Genomic DNA, 25371 nt, shown 5'->3' with positions numbered 1-25371 from the left:
TAAGGGTGCAAGAGTGACATGATCAGACAGTCCGCGTCGCCGACAGAGACTGAGCTTGGTGTTCGTATTCCGGCAGCCGATCCAAAGGCCTGATGCCACTGCCGGATTAACGCTCGAAGGTCGTAAGATTGATGAATGTAAGTGTCTCTGCCGCGCGCCTTGTCGAGGACGATCTCTCGGCCATCAGCGCTCAAATCAGCCTCGATCATATCGGTCCCGAGCTTTCTATCGTCATTCCAACGCTGAATGAGCGCGAAAGCGTCGCCATTCTCGTTGACCGACTGCGCGCGACGCTGGCCGGTATCGACTGGGAGGTGATTTTCGTCGATGACGATTCCAGCGACGACACCATCGGCCAGGTTCGCGCCCTTTCCGTCAACGACCGGCGCATTCGCGGTTTGCGCCGCGTCGGCAGGCGGGGGCTCGCCGGCGCCTGCATAGAAGGTATCCTGTCCAGCTCCGCACCCGTGGTTGCCGTCATGGATGCCGACCTTCAGCACGATGAAACCCGGCTGGCGGAAATGTTCAACGTTCTGCGCACCGGCAACGCGGACCTCGTCGTCGCCAGCCGCTACATTCAGGCGGACGGCGCATCGGACGGGCTTTCGAGAATTCGCCATGCCGGCAGCCGGCTTGCGGTGGGAATGGCGCAGTCCCTGCTGGGAGTGCGGCTAAGCGATCCCATGAGCGGGTTTTTCATGATCCGTCGCGAATTCGTCGAGGCAGTGGCGCCGCGCCTGTCGAACCAGGGCTTCAAGATATTGCTCGACATCGTCGCGTCGTCACCGAAACAGATGCGGATCGAGGAAGTGTCCTACGCATTCAGCCCGCGCCTGCACGGTGTCAGCAAACTCGATGCATCTGTGGTGTTCGAATATCTCGGGCTTCTCATCTCCAAGGCTTCTGGCGACTTCATCTCTGCGCGCTTCCTGGCCTTCTGCCTGGTCGGCTCGACGGGCCTCGTGGTCAACCTCGTGTTTCTGCGCATACTGCTCGGGGCAGGGCTGGACTTTCCAACGGCGCAGACTGCCGCCATGCTCATCACCATGGTTGTGAACTACACCCTGAACAACGCTCTCACCTACAGGGACAGGCGTAGGCACGGGTGGAGGTTCGTGACCGGGCTGGGCATGTTTGCAGCACTCTGCAGTTTCGGCGTTTTTGCCGGGGTCGGCGTATCGACCGCCTTCTATAATAGCGAACCACGCTGGTGGTTGGCCGGCCTCGCAGGTGCCGCTATCGGGGCTGCCTGGAACTACTTCACCAACTCAGCCATTACCTGGCGCAAGCGCTAAGCCGGGCCGGAAACCAGGCATTGGTCTGGTTTCCGGATTTTCTCATGACTGCTGGACTGCCAGCCTGCGGCCACGGGCGCGCGGATCAGGTGCGGGAACGGCGGCCAGAAGGGCCTGCGTATAGGCATCCTTCGGCGTCTCGAACACCTGGCGGCGCGTGCCGCTCTCGACGATTTTACCGTAGCGCATGACCACGACATGGTGCGACATCCGCTCGATGACCGCCATATCGTGCGAAATGAACAGATAGGCGAGACCCATCGTCTCCTGCAATTCGAGCAGCAGATCGAGAACCCGCGCCCGCACGGACACATCGAGGGCCGCCACGCTTTCGTCGGCAACGATCAGCTTCGGTTCCAGCGCCAGGGCACGTGCGATACAGATGCGCTGGCGCTGGCCGCCGGAGAACTCGTGCGGATAGCGGGTGGCGGCATCGGGCGTCAGGCCGACGCGGCGCAGCAGCTCTGCCACCCGGTCGCGACGCTCCGATTTGCTGCCGATGCCGTGGATGATCATCGGCTCGGCAACTGCAGCCCCCACCGCCATGCGCGGATCGAGCGATGCATAGGGGTCCTGGAAGATCATCTGCGCGGAGCGGCGAACCGGCTGCATTTCGCGCTGGCTAAGCCCACCGATATTGCGGCCGTCGATCACAACGTCCCCCTCGTAGGGGATGAGGCCGAGCACAGCCTTGCCGGTCGTCGACTTTCCCGAGCCGCTTTCGCCGACGAGACCGAGCGTCTTGCCGGGCAGGATCTCGAAGGATACGCCATCGACCGCTGCCGCCCGCCTGGTTGGCTTGAAGAGCCAGCCGGCCTGGCTGCCGTAGGTAACGGTCAGATTGCTGACGTTGAGCACCGGCGTCCGGTCGAGCGGCATCGGCGCGACCAGGCCTCTGGCAGTGACGCGCGGTGGACCGTCCGTACCGGCATGGGCGCCAAGACGCGGCACGGCCCCCAGCAACTCCTGCGTATAGGCGTGGGTCGGGCGCTCGAAGATATCGATCGCAGCTCCCTTTTCGACCATGCGGCCGTTTTGCATGATCACGACGCGATCCGCCATTTCCGCCACAACCCCCATGTCATGGGTGATGAGGATGATCGAGGTGCCGAACTCCGATTTCAACTCGCGCATCAAACTCAGGATCTGTGCCTGGACAGTGACATCGAGCGCCGTGGTCGGTTCGTCGGCGATCAGCACCTTGGGGCGGCAGGAGAGCGCCATGGCGATCATCACCCGCTGTCGCATCCCCCCGGAAAGCTCGTGGGGAAACTGCTTCAGCCGCCGAGCCGGATCGGTGATCTGGACGGCGTCGAGCATGCGCAGGGCGGACGCCACGGCACTCGCAGTGTCGCTCTCCTGATGCTCGCGGATCGCCTCGGTCAGCTGGTCGCCGACTGAGATCACCGGGTTGAGCGAGGTCATCGGCTCCTGGAAGACCATGGCGATCTCGCCGCCACGCACCTTGCGCATCGCCCGCTCGGGCAGGGATAGCAGGTCACGGCCGCCGAGCATGATCTTGCCGGAGGCCACCTGCAATGATGCTTTCGGCAGCAAGCCCATGACAGCGAGCGAGGTTACCGACTTGCCGGAGCCCGATTCGCCGGCAAGGCAGAGAGTCTCGCCGGTCATCAGATCGAAATCGATGTCGTCGAGCACCCGCCGGCGGCCTTCCGGCGTGCGGGCATCGACACACAGGTTTCTCACCGAAAGCGCGGCGGGCGACGAGGCTGTTTCCGTCACGCGAACACGATCCTCGGGAAGTAGAACGACACCACCCAGTTCGGCATGTCGACGATCTCGCTGATCCGGAGGTCGCCGCAGACAGAGCACAGCATGTAGGCGTCGACCGGGCTCATGCCGTGTTCGTCGCCGAGCAGGTCGATCATCCGCATCAGGCTTTCCCGCGCACCCGTCATCAGGTCCGGCCCGATGCCCGTTGTCACCTCATAGCCGGCGCCGTCCAGATGGCGGGTGACCGGCTCGGTTGTCGTAAAGCGCGGGCTCTTCAGGCGCGCATCCTTGACCAGTTCGATCGTCGCCTCGACATTCATCTGGCTTTCGATGGCGGTTCCACAGACCTCGCCGTCGCCCTGCGCCGCGTGGGTGTCGCCGATCGAGAACAGCGCACCCTCGACTTCGATCGGCAGGTACAGCGTCACGCCGGCGCTGAGATCACGAATATCGAGATTGCCGCCGACATTGCGTGGCGGCACGACGGAGTGCAGACCCGGGGCTGCAGGCGCAACCCCGATGGTGCCGGCAAATGGCTTCAGCGGCACGCGACCGCCGGGCCCATAAAGGGCAGGCGTCATGGCGTTGGCATCATAGGACCACATGTGGAGAGCCGGATCGGGAAACTGGTCGGCCAGAAGGCCGAAGCCTGGAATATTGGCAGTCCAGCCGAGGCCCGACGGCACGAAGCGGCGGAGGGTAACCTTCAGCGCGTCGCCCGGCATCGCGCCCTCGACATAGACAGGGCCGGAGACCGGATTGATCTTGCCGAAATCGAGCTCCTTCAGCGATTCCAGCGTCGCGTCGGCTCCAAGCTGTCCGCCGGAGGAATCCATACATTCGAAATGGATGGTTTCACCGGGTTTGGCGACGACCGCGGGTTCGAAATCCCGGTTCCAGCCGAAATTATGCTGGGCGCGGTGAATGGTGTGGGTGCAGACGATGCACATGGGTGCCTCCGAAGATTGAGCCTCCCCGGGGCGATGCCCAGGGAGGTATTGAACCGATCGGCTTACTTCTTGACGAAGATCGCTTCGTAATCGATGACGCGGGTCGGATCGATGTAGATCTCATCCGGTCCGCCCATCCGCTTCGACTTGGCAACGACCCGGCGCTCGTTGAACACAGGGATCCAAGGCGCATCCTTTTCCTGGATCTCGGTGAAGATCTTTTTCCAGGCTTCGTTGCGCTCCGCAGCCTTGGCAGGCAGCGGCAGGGCGTCGGCCGCCTGGGCGCGCGGTTCGATTTCCTTGTTGCAATACCACGACCAGTTCCACCCACCGGCGACGGCACTGCCGCAGCCGAGGATCGGTCCGTAGAAGTCGGACGGATCCGGGAAGTCAGCGATCCAGCCAAGACCGCCGGACCAGGCCATCGGCGCCTGGCCCTGCGTACCGCCGGCAGCGATGACGTTCGGATTGGCAAGCGCCTTGATCTCGACCTTGACGCCGACGGCCGCCAGATCCTGCTGGATCGCCTGGGCGATGCGCGGCTGCGGATCGGTGTTGGAGGTGTAGAGCTGGGTTGTGAAGCCGTCCTTCAGTCCGGCTTCGGCCAGCAGTGCCTTGGCCTTCTCAACACTGTAGGCATAGCCCTTGTAGTCCTTGTCATAGCCCGGCATCAGCGGCGGCAGCACCTGGTTTGCCGGCACGGCGCGACCGTTGATGATGCGAACGATGCGCTCCTTGTTGACAGCCATGTTCAGCGCCTGGCGGACCTTGACGTTGTCGAGCGGCTTTACCTGCGTGTTGAGCGTCACATAGCTCGTTTCCAGCTGCTGACGATCCACGATCATGCCTTCGAAATCCTTCGAGTTCTTCATCTCGAGGTATTTGGCAGGCGGGATGCCGTCGCCGGCAACATCGACTTCGCCCTTCTGCAGACGCAGCAGCGCCACCAGCGGCTCCTGGCCGATTTCGACCGTATAGCCATCGATATGCGGGCGGTCCTTGACGAAGTAGTCCGGGTTCTTCTCGAACACGAGGCGCTGGCCGACCGTCCATTCCTTCAGGATGAAAGCGCCGGAGCCGACCGGCTTCTTGCCGAAGTCGCCGTTCGCAGCCTCGACTGCTTCCTTCGGAACGACGGAAGAGAAGTTGAGGGCGAGCACATTGAGGAACGTCGCGTCCGGCTGCACCAGCGTGAACTTGACGGTGTGGTCGTCGACGACAGTGATGCCGTCAAGCGTCTGTGACGTGCCGGCGGTCATCGCGTCGGAGCCGACAATCGAATGGAAGAAGCCGGCGCCAGGGCCCTGTGTCTTCGGATTGACGGCGCGCTCGATCGAATACTTGACGTCGGCAGCCGTCACTTCGCGGCCGTTGGTGAACTTAACGCCTGGGCGCAGCTTGAAGGTGTATGTCTTGCCGTCCTCGGACACCGTGTAGCTTTCGGCCAGCGAAGGCTTCAACTCGGTCGTGCCGGGCGTGTAATCGACAAGGCGCGAGAACATCGCGTTGATCATCGACCAGTTCTGCCAGTCATAGCCAATGGCCGGATCGAGCGTGGCGATGTCGTCCTTGTAGGTGACGACGATCTTGCCGCCGTCGACAGGCTTGTCGGCAGCCTGGACGGCGAGCGCCGGCACCAGGGAAGTGGTCGCGAGCATGGCAGCCAGAGCTGCACGTCGCAGGAAGGTTTTTGTCATTGGTGAACTCCTCTGTTGGTTTTTGCTTGGTTATTGAGCGCGGATACGCGGGTCGATGAACGGAGCGACGATATCGGCGATCAGGTTGCCGATGACGATGGCGAGGGCCGAGACGATGGTGACACCCATGATGATCGGGATGTCGACCTGCTGGATGGCCTGCCAGGCAAGTTGCCCGATACCCGGCCAGCCATAGACGGCCTCGACGACGACGACACCGCCCATGAACTGGCCGATGTCGATGCCGATCATGGCGATGATCGGCAGGATGGCGTTGGGCAGGGCATGGCGAAAGATGATCCGCGACGACGACAGGCCCTTGGCGCGGGCGGTGCGCACATAATCCTGGTTGAGCACGTCGATCATCGCCGAGCGCACCATGCGCGCATACCAGCCGGCACCGAGGATGCCGAGCGTCACGGCCGGCAACACCACATGGTTGGGCGTGCCATAGCCGCTCATGGGGAACCAGCCGAGCTTTGCCGCAAAGACGTAGAGGAGCAGCAGCGCGACGACAAATTGCGGGGCGGACACCCCGACGAAGGACGCCATCATCACCAGCCGGTCGACAAAGCCCCCGCGGCGTACGGCGGCGATGGTCCCAAGCGTAATACCGAGGACAACTTCGACCAGGATGCCCGCCGCCATGAGGATCAGCGTTGCCGGCAGGCGGGCGAGGATCAGCGGCAGCACGGATGTCTTCTGCGTATAGGATCGACCGAGATCTCCATGGAGGATGCCGCTGAGATAATGTAGGAACTGCAGCACCAATGGCTGGTCCAGCCCCAGTTCATGGCGAATGGCGGCAACGGTTGCCGGTGTCGCGCTACGGCCGGCGATCAGTACGGCAGGATCGGCCGGCAGTGCGTAGAGCAGCAGGAAGGTGATAGCGCCGACGCCGAGCAGGATGAGTGCCGCCTGGACAAGTCGGCGGAGAATGAGAAGGGCCATCAGCCGCGCCCTCTCTGGGTCGGATCGAGAATGTCGCGCAGCGCATCGCCGACGAGGTTGAACGACAAAGCGGTCAGCAGGATCACGGCGCCCGGAATGAACACCAACCAGGGGGCGGATTCGAAGTAGCTCTGGCTCTCGAAGATGATATTTCCCCAGGAGGGCTGCGGCGGCTGCACGCCAATGCCGAGGAAGGACAGCGTCGCCTCGAGCAGCACAGTCGTTGCGATACCGAGCGTGCCCCAGACGATCGCCGTCGGCATCAGATGCGGCAGAATATGCAGCAGCAGGATACGGCCGTGGCCGGCGCCCAGCGAGCGCTCCGCCATGATGAAGTCGCGCTCCACCAGTCCGCGCGTCTCGGTATAGACGATGCGCGCGACCTGCACCCAGTTGACGAGCGCGATGACCATCGCCACGATCCACAGGCTCGGGTGCAGCAGGGCCGCCAGCACGATGGCAAGCAGCAGGGCCGGAAATGCCATCATCAGGTCGGTGAAGCGCATCAGCAGATTGCCGAAGAAGCCCCCCACGTAACCAGCCACAATACCGATGAAGAGGCCGATGGCGACCGCAATGCCATTGGCGACCAAGCCGATGACCAGCGAGGTGCGGGCGCCGAACAGCAGCCGGGAGAACAGGTCGCGGCCGAGCGTATCGGTGCCGAGCAGATAGGGGCCGCCGGGCGGCAACGGCGCGCCATCCAGCGACAGGCCATCGAACATCTGGTCATCGGGGCTGAAGGGCGCCAGCAGCGGCGCCGCGATCGCCATGACGACAACGGCGATGACGATGATCAACCCGAACAGCGCCGAGGGCTGGCGAAACATCGATTTCAGGACACGCATCAGACGGCCTCCGGCAAGGGTTCGGAGCCGCCGAGAATGAAGGCCGCCAGTTGTTCCATTGGCAATCTACGCTGCATGGCCGAGCCGCGCAGGATCGTATAGGCCTGCTCTTCCCCGACGCCCCGCGCCTCCATGATCTTTTGCACGGCGGCATGAACGAGCGGTCGCATGCGTACGCGCTCCTCCAGACGATCCATCTTCGAGCGCGTCGCCATTCGCTCTTGGTGGATGGAGACCGCCATGACCAGCGCCGGATAGACGGCCGAGCTTGCAACCGGCTTGGCGATGATCGCGCCGGCACCCTGTTCGAGCGCCCAGGCGATCCGGCCCGGTGCTTCCGAACCCAGCAGCGCAATCACAGGCACCGCCGGATGCGCGGCGGGTGCCGAAGCGAGCAGCCCGTCCCAGCCCTGATCGGCATCGACGATCACGAGGTCCGGACATTCCATGGCAGAGAGCGGCTCCCAGCGCAGCGATGTGCTGAGGCCGAGAAGTGTCAGCTGGCGGATCAAGCGCTCCGTGTTGCTGTCTTCCCTGTGCAGGATCGCAGCATGCCAGCCAGTGAAATTCGGTGTTTCCCTCATGAAACCACCCGCAACTTCGGCGCCGCAATCGTGTGACGCGCAGTCAGATATGGGTCGGCAGGGATGGCCGGACGCGAGGCGATGACATCGAAACCATTGCCGGCATTGATCCGTCCGAGATGAAAGGGGAGGGCCGCGTGGTTGGTCTGCCGGTCGATCGCGAGCGGACCGAACAGGCTCGGCCAAGAGGCGCCATGAAGCGCCCGTCGCACTGCCTGCGGCTCGTCGCTACCGGCTGCGATTATGGCCTCGACGCAAAGTTTGACAGCGGTATAGGCGCTGGCAAAAACGCTGGACACGCCACGCTCCGGCCCGAATGCCGCCGCCACGCGGCTCTTGAACTCGGCATTTTCGGGCGACACGATGCTGGCGAAATAGGAGGCGGCGCAAAGCTGCCCGACGGCCGCACCTGCGGCGATATCGGAAAGTTCGCACTCCATCAGATCGCAGCTGACGACCGGGCAATTCTCCGGCAGGAAGGCCGGGTCCCGGTCTGCAAGCGCGCGGATGGCCGCCAGAAATGCGTAGCTGGAGGGGCCGATCAAATTGTTGAGGATGAAGCTCGGCCGGCGCTCGGCAATATCCGCGACGATGCGCTCGACCGCAGTCTCCTCGAGCGGCAGATAGCGCTCGCCCAGCACCTCGCCGCCAGCCGTGGAAATCAGCTCGCGGGCCAGCCGGTTCATTTCCCAGCCCCACACGTAGTTGGCGCCGACGAGGTAGGGGCGCTTGCCGTAACGGGGGATGAGATGCTGGAAGAGCGGCAGCAGGTGCTGGTTGGGGCAGCCGCCGATATAAATGACGTTCTCGTTGGCCTCGAAACCCTCGTAGGGGCACATGTACCAGAGCAGGCCGTCATGCTTTTCGACCAGCGGAATGATTTCCTTGCGCGCCGCCGAGGTGATCGTCCCGACGATATGGCGGCAACCTTCGTTGCGCAGCATATGGCGGGCGCCATCCAGATAGGCGGAAAGATCAGCGCGAGGATCGGCGAAGACGGGCTCTAAGCGCAGCCCGCCCGTGGCAGCAAATTCCTCGATGGCACATTCGGCACCGTCGCGCGCATCCCGACCCATCGACGCATAGGGCCCGGTCGTCGAAAAGAGGATGCCGATCTTTAGTGCGTCGATCATTGTTCAATACCCAAACGCGAAAAACCCCACGACGCGGATCCCATCTTGGATGGGGCATCATGGGGGCGAAACTGCCCGGCGACATCGAAGTCATGTGTTAAAATTTGCCTATTCGGCAGGCCTGAGTAAAATACAGGCATGCCGTCTTTGTCAAGCGTCCTGGCGCGCGTTTATAAGCAAAGATGCGCGCAACCCCTAAACGTTGCGCTCTATGATGATCTTCAGGGCATTGCGGTTGCCGTCCCAATAGGGAAGGGCCGTTTCAGCCTCGTCAAACGCAATCACCTTGCTGATCAAGGCATCGGCGCCTTGGCCGATTTTTTGGAGATGGGTGGCGACGGCCAGGAAGTCCTGCATCATGGCATTGCGAGACCCCATGATGTCGAGTTCCTTGAGATTGAAGAACTGCGTCTGGTAAGTGACCGGCGCCTTGGAATAGCCGACATAGACGACGCGGCCGCCGAAGCAGGCGATATCGACCGCCTGCGTAAAGGTAGCGGGCAGGCCGACCGCCTCGAAGGCGACATCGACGCCGTCTTCGTTTGTCCACGCCATGACGCGCGCCACCACATCCTCGCTGCGGGCATCGATCGTCTCGACGGCGCCGAACTGCATGGCGAGAGCACGTTTCTCCGGGCTGAGATCGACCGCGATAACTTCAGCACCACGGGCGACGGCGGCAATCAGTACGCCCATGCCGATCATGCCGCAGCCCAGCACTGCGACGCGGTCGCCACGGGCAACGCGGCCGCGCTCGACGGCGTGGAAGCCGACGGACAATGGCTCGACCAAGGCCAGATGGCGTGGCGGCAGCACGTCGTTGAGGATGAGCTTTTCAGCCGGCAGGACGATTTCCTCGGCGAGGCCGCCATCCTGCTGGACTCCCAGCGTCTTGTTGTAACGGCAGGCATTCACCCGGCCTTTTCGGCAAGAGGTACACTTGCCGCAACTGGTATAGGGCATGACAATAACGCGCCGGCCTGCCGCATAGTCGGCGGAGACGCCTTCGCCTGCTTCCATGATCACACCGCCAATTTCATGGCCAGGGATGCGCGGAAGCTGGACCAGCGGGTTCAGACCCTTGAAGGTGTTGAGATCGCTGCCGCAAAGACCGATATGGCGGACGCTGACGCGCACCTGGCCGGGTCCGAGAGGCGTGGCCTCGATCTCCTGAAAACGCGTTACGTTTTCCGCTTCGATACGCAGTGCCTTGATCATGATCCCTCCCTGTCCCGTCACATCTCCCGAACGGGCATGTCCTCTGAAGCTGTCATAGCGACTTCCTCCCAGAATCGCTACAGCCCGGGAGCGGTCTTTTGACGGCTCCCGGGCTGTGCTTTCAGTCTCGTTTTAGTGGGTCGCTTCCGGCTTCACGTCCGGTGCTGCGACATCCTCTTCAGGCTTCTTGCCCTTGAAGATCCGCCGTGTCGTAACGAACAGCAACGGAATGAAGAATACGCCGAGGATGGTGGCGGCAAGCATGCCGCCCATGACGCCGATACCGATCGAATTCTGGCTTCCGGAACCTGCGCCACTCGCGATGGCAAGCGGCATGACGCCGAGAATAAAAGCCAGAGACGTCATCAGGATCGGTCGCAAGCGTTGCCGCGAGGCTTCGAGCGTTCCGTCGATCAGGCTCTTGCCATTCTTCTGCTGCTCCAGCGCGAATTCGACGATCAGAATGGCGTTTTTGGCGGCCAGGCCGATCGTCGTCAGCAGGCCGACCTTGAAGTACACGTCATTCGACTGACCGAAGAGGGTCGCCGCCAGAAGGGCCCCGAAGATGCCGACCGGCACCGACAGCATGACAGCGAGCGGGATCGACCAGCTCTCGTACAAGGCTGCAAGCGCCAGGAAGACCACGAGGATCGAGATGGCGTAGAGCTTGCTCGCCTGGCTGCCTGACAACTCTTCCTGCTCGGACAATCCTGTCCATTCCAGACGGAAGCCAGGTGGCAGCTGGGACACCAGCTTGTTGACTTCGTTCATCGCATCACCGGAGCTGACCCCCGGAGCTGCAGCACCTTGGATCTCGACTGCGGAAGAGCCGTTGTATCGCTCGAGACGAGGAGAACCGAAGCTCCAGCTTCCCGTGGCAAAGGCTGAGAACGGCACCATGGAGCCTTCGGAATTTCGAACATACCAGCGATCGAAATCCTCAGGCTGCATCCGGAAATCCGCATCGGCCTGGACATAGACCTGCTTGACGCGGCCCCTGTCGATGAAGTCGTTGACATAGCTGCCGCCCCAGGCGGTTGCCAGCGTGGTGTCGATGTCGGCTAGCGAGATATCCAGTGCGCTCGCCTTTTCCTGGTCGATCTCCACCTGATACTGCGGCTGATCCTCTTGGCCGTTCGGTCGGGTACCGACCAAGAGCGGGCTTTTGGACGCCATGCCGAGCAGCTGGTTGCGGGCCGCCATCAGCTTCTCATGGCCCTGGCCGTTGACGTCTTGGAGGTAGAAGTCAAACCCGCTGGAAGAACCGAAGCCAGGAATAGCCGGTGGCGCCAACGCGAAGACGCTACCGTCCTTGATTTTCGAAAACGCCCCCATGGCGCGACCAGCAATTGCCTGTGCCTTGGATTGCGGCGTCGTGCGGGACGCGAAATCCTTCAGCTTGATGAAGGCGAGACCGATGTTCTGCCCTTGGCCACCGAAGCCGAAGCCGGCGACGGCAAAGACGCCGTCCACATAGTCTTTCTCGGTATTCAGATAATAATCGCGCACCTGTCCCAGCACTTCCTTAGCGCGGGCATCGGTGGCTCCCGGTGGCAAGGTGACGCTGGTGATCAGAATGCCCTGGTCTTCGTCCGGCAGGAACGAGCTCGGCAGACGCGTGAACAGAAAGCCGACACCGACGACGATCAGCACGAATACGACGAGGCCGACCCAGCTGCGCCGGATAATGCCGCCGACGCCGCGCTGATAGGCATGGCTGCCGCGATCGAAATTGCGGTTAAACCAGCCAAATACGCCCTTGGTCTTCGAACCGTGCTTCGGCTTGCGCAACAGAGTGGCGCAAAGTGCCGGCGTCAGGATAAGCGCGACGATGACCGAGAGGATCATGGCCGACACGATGGTCACGGAGAACTGGCGGTAGATGACGCCGACCGAGCCCGCGAAGAACGCCATCGGGATGAACACAGCCGATAGCACAGTCGCGATACCGACAAGCGCGCCGGTGATTTCGCCCATCGACTTGATCGTCGCATCGCGTGGGGAAAGATCTTCCTCTTCCATCACGCGCTCGACGTTTTCAACCACCACGATGGCATCGTCGACGAGCAGGCCGATTGCCAGCACCATCCCGAACATGGTCAAGTTGTTGATCGAGTAGCCGAACAGCGACAGGATGCCGAAGGTTCCGAGCAGCACAACCGGTACAGCAAGCGTCGGGATCAAGGTTGCCCGCAGGTTCTGCAGGAACACGAACATCACGATGAACACGAGGACGATGGCCTCGATCAGCGTCTTGACCACGTCTTCGATCGACAGCCGTACGAAAGGCGTCGTGTCGTAGGGATAGACGACCTCGACATTGGCCGGCAGCGTCTGCTTCAGGGCGTTGATGGTCGACTCGACGGCTTCAGCCGTGCTGATAGCATTCGCCCCGGCTGCAAGCTGGATAGCAAGACCGGCAGACGGATGGCCGTTATAGGTGCTCGAGCTTGCGTAGCTCTTTGCGCCGAGTTCAACGCGCGCCACGTCGTTGATGCGGACAAGCGAACCGTTCGGAAGGCTTTTCAGAATGATGTTTTCGAACTGCTGCGGTGTCTGCAGGCGGCTCTTGGCCGTTACAGTTGCGTTCAGTTCCTGGCCCTTGCGCTGCGGCAACGCACCCAGCTGGCCAGCGGCGACCTGGCTGTTCTGGGCTTCGATGGCGGTCGAGACGTCGCTGACCATCAACTGGTACTTGGCCAGCTTGTCCGGATCGACCCAGATGCGCATGGCGTAGTTAGAACCGAACAGCGTCGTGTCGCCAACGCCCTCTACACGCTTGATCGTATCGTTCAGAGTGCTGTCGACATAATCGGCGAGATCGTTGGCATTAAGCTTGTCGTCCATCGACACGAAGCCGATGACCATCAGGAAGTTGGAGGTGGATTTCGAGACGGTAATACCGGTGCTGGTAACGGAATTGGGCAGCTGCGACTGGACGAGCGACAGCTTGTTCTGCACCTGAACCTGTGCGGTATCAGGATCGGCGGCATTGGTGAACGTCAGCGAAATCGAGGTCTGCCCGGTCGAGGTCGACGTCGAGGTCATGTAGTCCAGGTTATCGATACCTGTCATGCCCTGCTCGATGACCTTGGTCACCGAGTTTTCGACCGTCGACGCATCGGCACCGGTGTAGTTGGCCGTGATGCGCACTGTCGTCGGGGCGATCTGCGGATACTGCGAAATCGACAGTGTCGTGATCGCAAGTGCGCCCGCGAGCATGACGACGATGGCGATGACCCACGCGAAGATGGGGCGGTCGATGAAGAAACGTGACATCGTGCAGCTTACTCCGCGATGCCGCTGGCGGCACCCTTGTCGGTATTTACGAGGCTAGCCTGATCCGTCGACTTTTTCGGGTCAGCGGAAGCCTGCTTGATGTTGCCGGTCGCGTCGTCGATGGTCACCATCGAAACGTTGACGTCCTGCCCATCCTTGACGCGCTGACCGCCTTCGATGATCACCCGATCGCCGTCCTTCAGGCCTTCGCTGACAAGCCAGCTGTTGCCATAGCTGCGCTGGACGACCAGCGTCCGGGCCTGGACCTTGCCTTCGGGCGTCACGAACATTGCTGTCGGTTCGCCTTTGGTGTTGCGAGCCACGGCGCGCTGCGGAACGAGGAAGCTGTTCGGAGCCACACCCTCTTCGATGTTCGCCCGCACGTACATGCCGGGCAGAAGAGTGCGGTCCGGGTTGGGGAAGATAACCCGGACGCTGATCGTACCGACGGTTTCAGCCACTGTTGCGTTGGCAAACTGAAACTTGCCCGTTTCCTTGTAAGTGGAGCCGTCTTCCAGCGTCAGGTGCACGGCGACATTGTCACCGCTGGTCTTGAGGCGGCCTTCATCGACAGCACGGCGGAATTTCAACAGGTTGGTGCTCGACTGAGTCACATCGACATTCATCGGATCGAGCTTGTTGATCGTCGTCAGCGCTGTCGTCTGATCGGCGGTCACGAGCGCGCCGACGGTAACGGTGGATGCATCGACGCGACCGTCGATCGGAGCGCGGATCTTCGTGTAGTCGAGATTGATGCGGGCGGTTTCAAGTGAAGCCTGGGCGGACGCGACGTCTGCCTTCGCCTGCAACAGTGTCGAGTTGGCGTCGTCGAAATCCTGCTGGCTGACAGCATTCTGCTGGCTCAGACCCTTGTAGCGATCGACCTTCGCCTGCGCGCTGGGAAGTGCACCCTGCGCCTTCTGAAGCGCCGCCACGGCGCTGTCGTAGGATGCCTGATAAGGCCTGGGGTCGATCTCGTACAGGATATCGCCCTGCTTGACTTCGCTGCCTTCCTTGAAATTTCGGCTGCGAATGATGCCGCCGACCTGCGGGCGGACGTCTGCCGTCAGGTAGGCGGAGGTTCTTCCCGGCAGTTCCGCCGTAATCGCGACGGATTGCGGGTGCAGCACTATGGCGGAAACCTCGGGCTTCACCGCCGGCGCGTTGTTCTGTCCGGACTTCTGCTCGTTGCAACCGGCAACCAACAGGGCCATACCAAGGCCCGCCGCAGCGAGCGCAACTACCCTGCCAATCGAGGCGCTCCGGCTCCGGGCCGTCGGAGCAGACGAGCGTTGCGACACATGCGAAGAGGAGGCGGAGTTTTGCACGTTGCGGTTTCCAGTCCTGTTATTTACAGTACGACACGGTATGGCAAATATATCTGTAGCCGTTAATGTCAATTGCTCCCGGAGTTTGTCAATGAAAAATCAGACTCAAGGAACGGTTGCTGCAGAAGCTGTCCGCCGCCCGCGTGGCCGTCCGCAGACTGCAAGCGACGACACACGGCGCAGGATGATCATTGCCGAGGCTCGCAGCACCTTCCACCAGATGGGTTACGCCGGTACGACAATGGATCTGGTCGCAATGCGCTGCAAAGTCTCCAAGCAGACACTCTACAAGCTTTTTTCCAGCAAGACAGAGCTTTTCATGGCGATGATCGACCTTCATCGCGCATCGATGGTGGCACTTCCACGCGACGAGACAGAGACACTGCCGCTGATGGAAACGCTTGAGCAAATCTTCATGATCGACATCGATGAGGAGGTCGACAGGGATCGCCAGGCGTTCATTCACTTTATCGTGGGAGAGGCGGAGAGGTTTCCGGAAATCGGCGGGCTGCTGCACAAACACGGCCTGCAGCAATCGCGAACCCTCCTTGCGGAATGGCTGCAGATACAAAACGAACGCGGGCGAATCAGCATCCGGAATACCGAAAGCGGGGCCCGTATGCTGCTCAGCATGGTGATGGGAGCGCTGGCTCCCATGCCGGGCAATCTAGACCACTGGCCGAGCCGCGAGGCGAGAAACGAACATCTGCGCTGTTGTTTCGAAGTCTTCCTCAAGGGCGCGCTGCCACGCCCTTGAGGAAGCTATGCGGACGGATCAGTGTCGCTGCGCCATGGCGCAGACGTCGTCGTCCATTTCGCCCATCAGGGACTGCGGATCGCGGGCCGCATACATTTCCTGCAGCACGGCGCCAAGCGCCAGATCCAGGCACCAAACTGGAAACTCGGCATTCATTCCCTTGGCGCTCTCGCGGGCATAGGTGATGAGCCGCGCAATCGATGCCAGTTCCTTTAGGGTGTCGGAATCGATCTCTCTGTTTTCATTAGGAAGTATCGTTGTCATTGCTGCCCCACATGCGCTGCCGAAGTTGTTCGCATTCCGCGGTTTCTATAGCGCAGACACTGGACATTGGCGCGTGACAACAGCCGTGACACAGCGTTTGGGTGCGGCTCATTTTTAGTTACAACTTTAAAAGGAATTTATAGATGAGAGACTCGCCAATACGCCCGTAGAGGCATGTGGTGTTATCAAAAAAAAGCACGCCCTGATTTCATAGGGCGCGCGTTCTGGATCAGATCAGCGGTCAAACGACCGTGCGTTCAATGGTGCAGTGTAATGGGAGCTTCTGTCGTCACAGCGACTGCTGCCGGTGCGGCTTCGGATGCGTCGGCAAGGGATGTCACGAGCGTCAGGATTGACTGGCGAATGCCGGCGTCACCGATTTTCATAAAAGCCTTGTTCAATCCCAGTCCCTCTTTCGAGGTCAGGAATTCGGAGAGGTCGTCGAGGCCGTTCAAGTGCCCGATGCCATCTGTCGTGATGGACTGGGAATTATCCTGCTGGAAGAAGAAGCTTACCTGGATCGCCAAAACGCCGGCAATCGTCTGCAGCCTGCTGGCACCGATGCGGTTGGTGCCTTTTTCGTATTTCTGGACCTGCTGGAATGTAACGCCGATCTGGTCGGCAAGCCGCTCCTGGCTCATACCCAGCATCAGGCGTCGCATACGAACTCGTGAGCCGACGTAAATGTCGATTGGGTTTGGTACTTTTGCAGTCACTGCACAGTCTCCTGGATCAAAAGGCGATGACAACCCTAACATTCAGCCACTTGGAATGCTCAGGAAAACGCTGCGGTACGATATATGCCAAATTTGTTCGAAAAACGACACCTGCTGCGTAAAAAACGCGCTCTGTATGCAAATTTCACAAACCGCATATATTTTGATCAGCGAGCGCAGCGCCTATCGGGGCTGGATAGCCGAGGATGAGCGGCAGTTTCGAACCGGGCAGCTGGGATTGTCGCTGGTCGGAACATAGGCGCTGGCGGCATAGGATCCGAAGTCGCATTTGGCGCTGTCTGTTACGTAGCGATCATAGACCTGTATGTTGCCGCGGCGCGAAAAATAGCGCAGCAGGACTGCCTTTTCCCTGGCAATAATCTGCTGCACGTCGCCGCAGGTACGGTCTGTGGAGATGTAGCGCGATATCGCCAGCGCGGGGGATGCGAGGCAAAGCAGGGCCAGGGCTGCAAGCGCAATTTTCATGTTTGTCCCTCTTCGGTCGTCAGCAATATACTCCGTCTAGCGCTTTCGCGGAGGCATCGCGAGTAAAGATTGCGGGATGTGTCGCGTAAGTTTTCCACTGAAAGCGGAATGAAAGGTTGGAGCGCTAAGTTGCAGACGCATCGTGGAGGAGCCCATGCCCGACAAGGGCTGAGAACGGTGCCAACAACAGGAGGAGATATCCCATGCGTTCCAACGCATTTTTTCATTGCGTCGCCCTTTCCGCCATTATGGCCGCTGCATCGCTCGGCGCAACCACCGCTGCAAAGGCTGCTGACAAGATCACCATCATGGTCGGCGGTTTCGAAAAGCAGATCTACCTGCCGGCCAAGCTGACGGAAGCACTCGGCTACTTCAAGGACGAAGGCCTTGACGTGGAGCTGCTGAACGAAGCGGCCGGCGTCGACGCCGAGAACCAGCTGCTGGCCGGCGCAGTGCAGGGCGTGGTCGGGTTCTACGACCATTGCGTCGACCTGCAGGCGAAGGGCAAGTTCGTGGAATCCCTCGTGCAGTTCAGCCAGGCGCCCGGCGAAGTCGAACTCGTTTCAACCAAGCATCCCGAAATCAAGTCGCCAGCCGATTTCAAGGGCAAGAACCTCGGCGTCACCGGCCTCGGCTCGTCGACCAATTTCCTGACGCTGTACATGGCATCCAAGGCAGGCCTGAAGCCGGGCGACGTTGTCACCATTCCTGTCGGCGCTGGCGGCACATTTATCGCCGCGATGCAGCAGGACCAGATCCAGGCCGGCATGACCACCGAGCCGACAATTTCGCGCATGCTGAAGACAGACGAGGCGAAGATCCTTGTCGACATGCGTACTGTCGAATCGACTCGCGCCGCACTGGGCGGCACCTATCCGGCAGCCTCGTTCTATATGGAGAATGCCTGGATCGACAGCCACAAGGAAGAGGCCCAGAAGCTGGCTAACGCCTTCGTCAAGACGCTGCGTTTCATCAACACCCATTCTGCAGCCGAGATCGCAGACAAGATGCCAAAGGATTTTTACGTCGGCGACAAGGACGGCTACATCAAGGCGCTCGAGGCCGGCAAGGGCATGTTCACGCCTGATGGCGTGATGCCGGAAGATGGTCCGAAGACAGTCCTCACCGTGCTCTCGGAGTTCTCGAAGAACGTCAAGGGCAAGCAGATCGACCTGTCGAAGACGTACACGACGGAATACGTCAAGAACGTCAAGTAAGCGCTTCTGCCCGCTTCCGGCAGACATCGGAAGCGGTCCATCGATCGTCCGGGGCAAGGCGTGCACGCCCCTAGACAGGCACGCACCAGGTATGAAAATGCAACAGGATAACGCCCAGGGACCGGCGATCGAGCTGATCAATGTCAGCCTGCGCTTCGTCTCGCCGACCGGCAAGTCGCTGACGGCACTTCGCGATTTCAACATGACCGTGGAACGCGGCGAATTCGTCGCCGTCGTCGGCCCGACAGGCTGCGGAAAGTCAACGACCCTCAATCTCGTAACCGGCCTTAACAAGCCGAGCGCCGGCGAAGTCCGCCTGATGGGCGGTCCGGTCGACGGCATCGATCCGCGCGTCGGCTTCGTCTTCCAGACGGATGCGCTGTTTCCGTGGAAGAACGTCATAGACAACGTCATGGCCGGGCCGCTGTTTCGCGGCAAGTCGAAGGCGGAAGCCGAGAGCACCGCCAAGGACTGGCTGGCACGCGTCGGTCTCACCCGCTTCCTCCACCATTATCCCCACCAGCTTTCAGGCGGCATGCGCAAGCGCGTCTCGCTCGCCCAGACCTTCATCAACGAGCCGGAAATCCTGTTGATGGACGAGCCCTTCTCGGCGCTCGACGTGCAGACACGCACCGTCATGCATGAAGAACTGCTGAAGCTTTGGGCCGAGCGCAAGGCGTCCGTCGTCTTCGTCACCCACGATCTCGAGGAGGCCGTGGCGCTGGCCGACAAGGTCTACGTGCTGACAGCAGGACCGGCGACGGTCAAGTCGGTCTACAAGATCGATCTGCCGCGTCCGCGCGTCGTCTCGGAAATCCGCTACGAGCAGAGCTTCATCGATTACTGCAAGACCATCTGGGAGGATCTCCGCCAGGAGGTCGAGACCAGCTATCGCCGCGCCAGCGAAGCAGCCTGAGGGAGGATCGGATCATGTCAATCACCACACTCGAAACCGGCATCGCGCCGATTTTCCGCGCCGGCACGTCGGATGCCGAGATCGAAGCAGCAGCGCTGAAGCTAATCGCCCGGCGCAAGCAGCTTGTCCTCTTCTGGCAGATCGCCATTCTCGTCATAACGATCGCGCTCTGGGAACTGACGTCACGTTTCAACATAATCGACCCGTTCTTCTATTCCAGTCCGAGCTCTATCGCCTCACGCCTCTACGAATGGGCGACCGAGGGCACGACGGAAGGTTCGCTCTGGTACAATCTCTGGGTCACCATGGAGGAAGCCCTGATCGGCTTCTTCGCAGGCTCGATCACCGGCGTCCTCGTCGGCGTCGGCCTTGGCCGCAACCGGTTCCTGGCCGACATCTTCTCGGTCTATATCAAGGCGATCAACTCTATTCCGCGCGTCGTGCTTGCCCCGATCTTCATCATGATCATGGGCCTCGGCCTTGCGTCGAAGGTAGCGCTCGCATTCATCATGGTGTTTTTCGTAGTTTTCGCCAACGCCTTCCAGGGCGTGCGTGAAGCCGACCGCAACATGATTGCCAATGCCCGCATCCTCGGCGCCTCCGACTGGCAGGTAACACGGGAAGTGATCGTGCCATCGGCGATGAGCTGGATCTTCGCCAGCCTGCATGTGTCGTTCGGCTTCGCGATCATCGGTGCCATCGTCGGCGAATTCGTGGGTGCACGCTACGGCATCGGCCAGTTGATCTCGATTGCCAAGGGCACCTTCGATGCCGCCGGCATGTTTGCTGCTATCATCCTCGTCATGTTCGTCACACTGATTGCCGAGTTCATCATGACGATGGTCGAGAACCGACTGGCCAAGTGGCGGCCACAGCAACATATGGATGCCCAATAGGCATACGATCTTCATATCGATCCAGAAAGGGCCGGGCTCCAACCCGGCCTCTTCTATGGCAGGACGACTGCCAGCGGCAGGCGAATGGTGACCAGCAGACCACCCGCCGAAGCCTCGCTGAGTTCGACCGTGCCGCCAGCGCCGTCAACGACCTCGCGCACGATGGCCAGACCGAGACCGCTTCCTTCGGATTCCGTGCCCATCACCCTGTAGAACCTTTCGAACACCGGCCCACGCTCCGATTCCGCGATGCCCGGACCATCGTCTTCGACCGTCAGGATCGCCGTCGCACCATCGCGCTGCACGCAAACGGTGACGACGCCACCCTCGCGACAGCCGTAACGCAACGCATTGTCGACCAGGTTGACCAGCATCTCGCGCAGCATCGTGCCGTCGCCCTCGACATGCACGGGCCCTTCGGCCTCCAGGCCCAGATCGATGTGACGGCGCAGCGCTTCTTCCGCCTGGCTTTCCAGCACCTGACGAGCGGTGGCGGCGAGATCGATGACATCGCTGCGCGGACGTCGACTGCCGGGCTCGGCGCGCGACAGCGTCAGCAGCTGGCTGGCAAGGCGCGTTACCTGTCGGGTGCTCAAACGCAACGCCTGCAGCGCCTCGTCGCGCTTCGTCTGGTCGCCCTCACGCGCAGCGACGCTTGCCTGCGTCGAGATCAGCGCCAACGGCGTGCGCAGCTGGTGCGCGGCATTGGAGACAAACCGGCGCTGGGCCGCCATCTGGTTCTGTACCCGCTCCATATGGTCGTTGAGCGCATGGACGAGGGGTTGCAGCTCGCTCTGCACCATATCGGGCGACAGCGGATCTAGCCGATTGCGACCGCGTTCCCTGACTGCATCGCGCAGCCTGAGCACCGGCGCCAGCCCCCGCTGCAGGCCGATGATGGTTACCAGGCTGGCGATCACCACCAGCACCAGCTGCTTGGTGAAATCCGAAAGCCAAAGGCGGCGGCGCATGGCGTATTGGCTGTTATGGGTGACGGCCACCGTCACAGAAATAGTCCCGTCCTCGCCGAGACCGACGATCGGGTGGATCAGCGTCATGGCCCGCACCGGATCACCGCGGAAGACGCCGTCCTCGGCCAGTTGCGGGGCCTTCGGCTGAGGCAGGTCCGGCAGGCCGGCCACAAGGCCGCCCCAGGCGGTGATGACCTGATAGAACACCCGGTCGCCGAAACCGGTATCGAACATCTCGAGGGCTGCCGGCGGGATGTTGGCTTCGACCGTGCCTGATGCATCGACCCGCATCGCCTCGGCGATCACCCGCGTCGCGGCAAGCAGCGTGTGATCGGTGACGAGATCGGCCGTAGCCTCCGCCGACTTGTAGCTCAGATAGAGATTGACGCAGATGACGCCGGCGAGCGTCAGCAGTACCCAGGTCAGCAGCTGGACGCGCAGACTGTCGCGCAATCTTGCGAATACTCGGGTTGGCCTTGCAAGGAAGCCGGTGTCGCCCTCACTCCGCATGGCGCAACATATAGCCGAGGCCGCGCAGGGTGGCGATCTGGACGCTGCTGCCCTCCAGCTTCTTGCGGACGCGATGCACATAGATCTCGATGGCGCTCGGATCGGCAGCGTCGTCAAACCCGAAGACGCTTTCCGACAAGCGGTCCTTGCTGACTGTCACGCCGACCCGCATCACAAGATGCTCCAGAACGGAGTGTTCGCGCGGCGTCAGTGCAAGGAGATCGCCCGCCAGCTTGAACTGTCGCGTCCCGCCGTCGAAGAACAGATCTCCGACGACAATCTCGGGTGCTGCCCGGTCGTGACCGCGGCGCACCAGCGCGCGGATGCGGGCCTCGAGCTCCGGCATCTCAAAGGGCTTTGCGAGGTAGTCGTCAGCGCCGCTATCCAATCCGGCAACGCGACCGTCGAGGCTTGCGTTCGCCGTCAGGATAATGACGGGCACCTTGTTGCCGCCCTGCCGCAGGCGCTTGAGCAGCGTCAAACCATCGAGCTTCGGCAATGAAAGATCGAGAACGACGGCGGCGTAAAAGGCAACTTTTAGCGAATGCTCGGCATCTTCGCCATCATGGACGATGTCGACGGCATAATGCGCCTGTCTCAGCGCCTTGCCGAGCCAGGATGCGAGTTCGCGATTGTCTTCGACCAGGAGAATCCTCATCCGGCGACTATAAGGCCAAGCCCGCCATATGACGAGAGCCGGCACCGATGGCCTGCCTAAGTCCGAGTTCTAGGACGACACGGCAGGCAGGCTGTCGGCACCGTTGTGAAGCCGGAGCGCCAGCCGCAGCATGAAGGGCATGGGCGTCCACCATCCCGTGGTGAGACCCGCGCGCCGCAGCATGGCCGCAGTCCATGTATTGCAGCCCGCAATCACATTGAAATACCCGTTGGCCTCGTAAAACGCGTCGTAGGGACCGTAGGCGAAGCCATTCAAAACGGAAGGGGCGCCGGCGCTTTCAGCAAAGCTCCGACGTACCGCCTTGCGCAGCTCTGCCATGCCGGCGTCATCGAGATTGACCGTCATGGCATAGGGGCTGCCCACCGGAATTTCTCCGCCGAGTTCCACATGCATGACGGAGCGATCAAGGGTCAGGCTTTTCAGCACTGGAATGGTCTTCAGCTCCGACCATGTCGGCGTCTCCGTGTAGAACGCCCGCCCGCCCCATCCGAAGATGACATAGCGCACACCATCGAGTTTAAAATCGAGACCCGCGGATGGCAGGAAGTCGAACTCCCTGCGAAGTTCGTCATCGACTGGAATGGCGATATCGGTGTGGATAGGGTTGCTGAGGATCAGTATGCGATGGTTTCTGGATGCGTCGGCGACATCTCGGGCAGGTGGGTGGGGTACGAGCACGCCGAGTATGCCGCAAGCAACGACCACACCGGCCAGGATTGCGACGACACGCAAAAATTTCAAAAGCAAACGCATGAACGTCTCTATCCAGCCCACTCGTCCCGTCAGCGAAACGCTTGTTGCACAGGCGCTCGATAACCTCCAGCACCCTTGGCAGGAGCGCCTTCACCGCAATGAAAAGCCCCGCTCGTGAAAGCGGGGCTGAAGCGGTTGCGTATATTTTTCGATCAGGTTTCCGGGCAACCGGGGCGGTTGGCGAAGGTGATGCGGTCGAGACCCTCTTCCGTCATGCCTTCGACCACCACGCGGCGATCGGTGACGCGGACGATGCGCGGATGACGGTATCCTTCGTCGCGCGCAGCGGCCATGGCTTCGCGGGGGCTGCACTCGCCGCGTGGGCCGCGGTCGCGGTCCTGGTCACGGATGACCGGACGTATGCCGTTCGGGCCAACCTGGATGTCGAGGTTCTGGGCGCTTGCAATGGTCGCCGAGCCGACGAGAATGCTGCCGGCGAGAGCCAGGCCGAGGCCGGCGATAGAAAGCATCTTGGACATGTTTGAACTCCCTATGCGTATATCGAGCCGATTTCGGCTGAGTATCACAGGGTCTGTAACCCGCCGTTGGAACAAAGGTTCCGATGCAAGGTCACACTTGTTCACTAATTCGTGACTGCAAGGGAGCCTTATTAAATGTCGAAAAGTCGTTCGCGGCCGAGTGGCAGGTCTGCGTCAAGAAATCCGCCCAATCGCTTGCCCGAGCGATGCTGTCGTTGACAACAAGGCGCGCTGCTGCACTGTAGACAGAGGATGATTCAAGGAGACGCTCGTGACATATAAAGCCAATTCCGTCGAGGCGCGCGATGCCGCCTACCACATGCATTCCTATACGAACGCGCGGAAGAACGAGGCGGAAGGGCCACTGGTCATCGAGCGCGGCGAAGGCATCTATGTCTACGACAACGAGGGCAAGAAATACATCGAAGGCATGTCCGGCCTCTGGTGCGTCGGTGTCGGCTTTGGCGAAAAGCGACTTGTCGAGGCTGCGGCCCGGCAGATGGAGAAGCTGCCCTACTATCACACCTTCACGCAGAAGAGCCACGCACCTTCCGTCGATCTGGCCGAAAAGCTGATCGGCATGGCGCCTGTGCCGATGTCGAAGGCGTACTTCACGAATTCAGGCTCGGAAGCCAACGATACCGTCGTCAAGATGATCCGCTATCGCGCCAATGCGCTGGGCCTTCCCGCCAAGAAGAAGATCATCTCCCGCGTCAAAGGCTATCACGGCGTAACGCTTGCGAGCGCCAGCCTGACGGGCCTGCCGAACAACCATCGCTCGTTCGACCTGCCGATGCCGGGTATCCTGCATACGGGTTGCCCGCACCACCGCGTCTTTGCCAAGCCTGGCGAAAGCGAGCTGGCCTTCTCGGCGCGGCTGGCCGCAGAGCTCGAAGAAATCATCATGGCCGAAGGGCCGGAAACGATTGCAGCGTTCATCGGCGAACCGCTGATGGGCGCCGGCGGCGTCATCGTGCCGCCGGAAGGCTACTGGAGCGCCATTCAGGCTGTGCTCGCCAAGCACGATATCCTGCTGATCGCCGACGAGGTGATCTGCGGTTTCGGACGTACCGGCAACATGTTCGGATCGATCACATACGATATGCGCCCCGACATCATGACGCTGTCGAAGCAGCTCTCCTCATCTTACCTGCCTATCTCGGCATTGCTGATCAACGACCGGGTCTACCAGCCGATCGCCGACGAATCCAAGGTCATCGGCACCTTCGGTCATGGCGTGACGGCCGCAGGTCATCCCGTCGCTGCGGCGGTGGCGCTGGAAAACCTGGCGATCATCGAGGAGCGCGATCTGGTCGGCAACGTCCGCGATCTCAGCGGCAACTTCCTTTCGCGCCTCAAGGGCCTGGCCGAACACCCACTGGCAATCGAAGCCCGTGGCGCCGGCCTGATCGGTGCGCTGGAGCTTGCGCCCCGAGAAGGCTTTGCGCCCGGCATGCTCGGGCCGAAGCTGTTTGCCATCCTGCAGAATAACGGACTGATAGCCCGGGCCATCGGCGATTCGCTGGCGCTGTGCCCGCCGATGATCACCACGCAGAGCCAGATCAACGATATCTTCGACATCTTCGAGCGCTCGATCGAGGAGTTCCAGACGGAACTGTCGACCCACTGATTTAGCCTTTGAACTCTCTCCTTCGGTCGACGATTGCCTGATGGTCGACCGAAGGGGAAGCGCGTGCGCGCATAACAGCC

At 61.2% G+C, this 25371-nt stretch carries 23 protein-coding genes; 6 read left to right on the top strand and 17 right to left on the bottom strand.

The features are described from left to right. Positions 1–131: 131 nt before the first annotated feature. Positions 132–1295: a glycosyltransferase gene (locus J5289_RS25880; RefSeq protein WP_209185542.1), complete on the top strand. Its 1164-nt coding sequence runs from the start codon at positions 132–134 to the stop codon at positions 1293–1295. Between the two features lie 42 nt (positions 1296–1337). On the opposite strand, the gene J5289_RS25875 is transcribed toward J5289_RS25880, so the two are convergent. The 10 genes from J5289_RS25875 to J5289_RS25830 all read right to left on the bottom strand — a co-directional run bounded on the left by J5289_RS25875 (position 1338) and on the right by J5289_RS25830 (position 14903). Further along, complete coding sequence (locus J5289_RS25875; protein ID WP_209185543.1) at positions 1338–3038, bottom strand: ABC transporter ATP-binding protein; 1701 nt, start codon at positions 3036–3038, stop codon at positions 1338–1340. Further along, complete coding sequence (locus tag J5289_RS25870; RefSeq protein WP_209185544.1) at positions 3035–3979, bottom strand: acetamidase/formamidase family protein; 945 nt, start codon at positions 3977–3979, stop codon at positions 3035–3037. Before J5289_RS25870 ends, J5289_RS25875 begins: the two co-directional genes overlap by 4 nt. 62 nt (positions 3980–4041) lie before the next feature. Continuing rightward, positions 4042–5676 (bottom strand): ABC transporter substrate-binding protein, encoded by a 1635-nt coding sequence (locus tag J5289_RS25865; protein ID WP_209185545.1) that lies wholly within the window; start codon positions 5674–5676, stop codon positions 4042–4044. Positions 5677–5706: 30 nt separating this feature from the next. Continuing rightward, positions 5707–6627 carry an ABC transporter permease gene (locus J5289_RS25860; protein WP_209185546.1) on the bottom strand — a complete coding sequence of 307 codons (921 nt, stop codon included), beginning with the start codon at positions 6625–6627 and terminating at the stop codon, positions 5707–5709. Then, complete coding sequence (locus J5289_RS25855; protein ID WP_209185547.1) at positions 6627–7475, bottom strand: ABC transporter permease; 849 nt, start codon at positions 7473–7475, stop codon at positions 6627–6629. Before J5289_RS25855 ends, J5289_RS25860 begins: the two co-directional genes overlap by 1 nt. Next, positions 7475–8059, bottom strand: coding sequence for an ANTAR domain-containing response regulator (locus J5289_RS25850; protein WP_209185548.1), 585 nt, complete (start codon positions 8057–8059; stop codon positions 7475–7477). Before J5289_RS25850 ends, J5289_RS25855 begins: the two co-directional genes overlap by 1 nt. Further along, complete coding sequence (locus J5289_RS25845) at positions 8056–9192, bottom strand: transporter substrate-binding protein (protein WP_209185549.1); 1137 nt, start codon at positions 9190–9192, stop codon at positions 8056–8058. Before J5289_RS25845 ends, J5289_RS25850 begins: the two co-directional genes overlap by 4 nt. A gap of 195 nt (positions 9193–9387) precedes the next feature. Continuing rightward, a complete protein-coding gene (locus J5289_RS25840; protein WP_209185550.1) occupies positions 9388–10410 on the bottom strand; it encodes a zinc-binding alcohol dehydrogenase family protein in 1023 nt (340 codons plus the stop codon). A 132-nt stretch (positions 10411–10542) separates the two neighbouring features. Beyond that, a complete protein-coding gene (locus J5289_RS25835) occupies positions 10543–13689 on the bottom strand; it encodes an efflux RND transporter permease subunit (RefSeq protein ID WP_142825060.1) in 3147 nt (1048 codons plus the stop codon). Between the two features lie 8 nt (positions 13690–13697). Next, complete coding sequence (locus tag J5289_RS25830) at positions 13698–14903, bottom strand: efflux RND transporter periplasmic adaptor subunit (RefSeq protein WP_142825059.1); 1206 nt, start codon at positions 14901–14903, stop codon at positions 13698–13700. A 205-nt stretch (positions 14904–15108) separates the two neighbouring features. Between J5289_RS25830 and J5289_RS25825 the strand changes: the two genes are divergently transcribed. Then, complete coding sequence (locus J5289_RS25825; RefSeq protein ID WP_209185551.1) at positions 15109–15774, top strand: TetR/AcrR family transcriptional regulator; 666 nt, start codon at positions 15109–15111, stop codon at positions 15772–15774. 18 nt (positions 15775–15792) lie between these two features. Here the strand turns inward: J5289_RS25825 and J5289_RS25820 are convergent, their stop codons facing one another. The 3 genes from J5289_RS25820 to J5289_RS25810 all read right to left on the bottom strand — a co-directional run bounded on the left by J5289_RS25820 (position 15793) and on the right by J5289_RS25810 (position 17240). Beyond that, positions 15793–16038, bottom strand: coding sequence for a hypothetical protein (locus tag J5289_RS25820; RefSeq protein ID WP_209185729.1), 246 nt, complete (start codon positions 16036–16038; stop codon positions 15793–15795). Positions 16039–16295: 257 nt separating this feature from the next. Beyond that, complete coding sequence (locus tag J5289_RS25815; protein ID WP_111221020.1) at positions 16296–16754, bottom strand: helix-turn-helix domain-containing protein; 459 nt, start codon at positions 16752–16754, stop codon at positions 16296–16298. A 183-nt stretch (positions 16755–16937) separates the two neighbouring features. Then, a complete protein-coding gene (locus J5289_RS25810) occupies positions 16938–17240 on the bottom strand; it encodes a hypothetical protein (RefSeq protein WP_209185552.1) in 303 nt (100 codons plus the stop codon). 203 nt (positions 17241–17443) lie between these two features. Here J5289_RS25810 and J5289_RS25805 point away from each other — a divergent pair, with 203 nt between their 5' ends. The 3 genes from J5289_RS25805 to J5289_RS25795 all read left to right on the top strand — a co-directional run bounded on the left by J5289_RS25805 (position 17444) and on the right by J5289_RS25795 (position 20269). After that, positions 17444–18457, top strand: a complete 1014-nt coding sequence (locus J5289_RS25805) for an ABC transporter substrate-binding protein (protein WP_142825055.1) — start codon at positions 17444–17446, stop codon at positions 18455–18457. 97 nt (positions 18458–18554) lie between these two features. Next, a complete protein-coding gene (locus tag J5289_RS25800; RefSeq protein WP_209185553.1) occupies positions 18555–19373 on the top strand; it encodes an ABC transporter ATP-binding protein in 819 nt (272 codons plus the stop codon). A gap of 14 nt (positions 19374–19387) precedes the next feature. Beyond that, on the top strand, positions 19388–20269 hold the full coding sequence (locus J5289_RS25795) for an ABC transporter permease (protein ID WP_142825053.1): 882 nt from the start codon (positions 19388–19390) through the stop codon (positions 20267–20269). A 53-nt stretch (positions 20270–20322) separates the two neighbouring features. Here J5289_RS25795 and J5289_RS25790 read toward each other — a convergent pair whose 3' ends face one another. The 4 genes from J5289_RS25790 to J5289_RS25775 all read right to left on the bottom strand — a co-directional run bounded on the left by J5289_RS25790 (position 20323) and on the right by J5289_RS25775 (position 23661). Continuing rightward, entirely contained in the window at positions 20323–21750 is a 1428-nt protein-coding gene (locus tag J5289_RS25790) for a sensor histidine kinase (protein ID WP_209185554.1), read from the bottom strand. Beyond that, entirely contained in the window at positions 21740–22408 is a 669-nt protein-coding gene (locus J5289_RS25785) for a response regulator (protein WP_111221015.1), read from the bottom strand. The genes J5289_RS25790 and J5289_RS25785 overlap by 11 nt, the downstream gene beginning before the upstream one ends. A 69-nt stretch (positions 22409–22477) precedes the next feature. Then, positions 22478–23182, bottom strand: coding sequence for a TIGR02117 family protein (locus J5289_RS25780; protein WP_209188069.1), 705 nt, complete (start codon positions 23180–23182; stop codon positions 22478–22480). A 152-nt stretch (positions 23183–23334) separates the two neighbouring features. Further along, entirely contained in the window at positions 23335–23661 is a 327-nt protein-coding gene (locus J5289_RS25775; protein WP_209185556.1) for a hypothetical protein, read from the bottom strand. 271 nt (positions 23662–23932) lie between these two features. On the opposite strand from J5289_RS25775, the gene J5289_RS25770 reads away from it, so the two are divergent. Beyond that, complete coding sequence (locus J5289_RS25770) at positions 23933–25291, top strand: aspartate aminotransferase family protein (RefSeq protein ID WP_209185557.1); 1359 nt, start codon at positions 23933–23935, stop codon at positions 25289–25291. Positions 25292–25371 lie beyond the last annotated feature (80 nt).

This window comes from Rhizobium sp. B230/85 (assembly GCF_019355735.1).
GTDB lineage: Bacteria > Pseudomonadota > Alphaproteobacteria > Rhizobiales > Rhizobiaceae > Rhizobium > Rhizobium rhododendri.
Note: the sequence above shows the minus strand (reverse complement) of the source record. Positions and strands in the feature narration are given on the sequence as shown.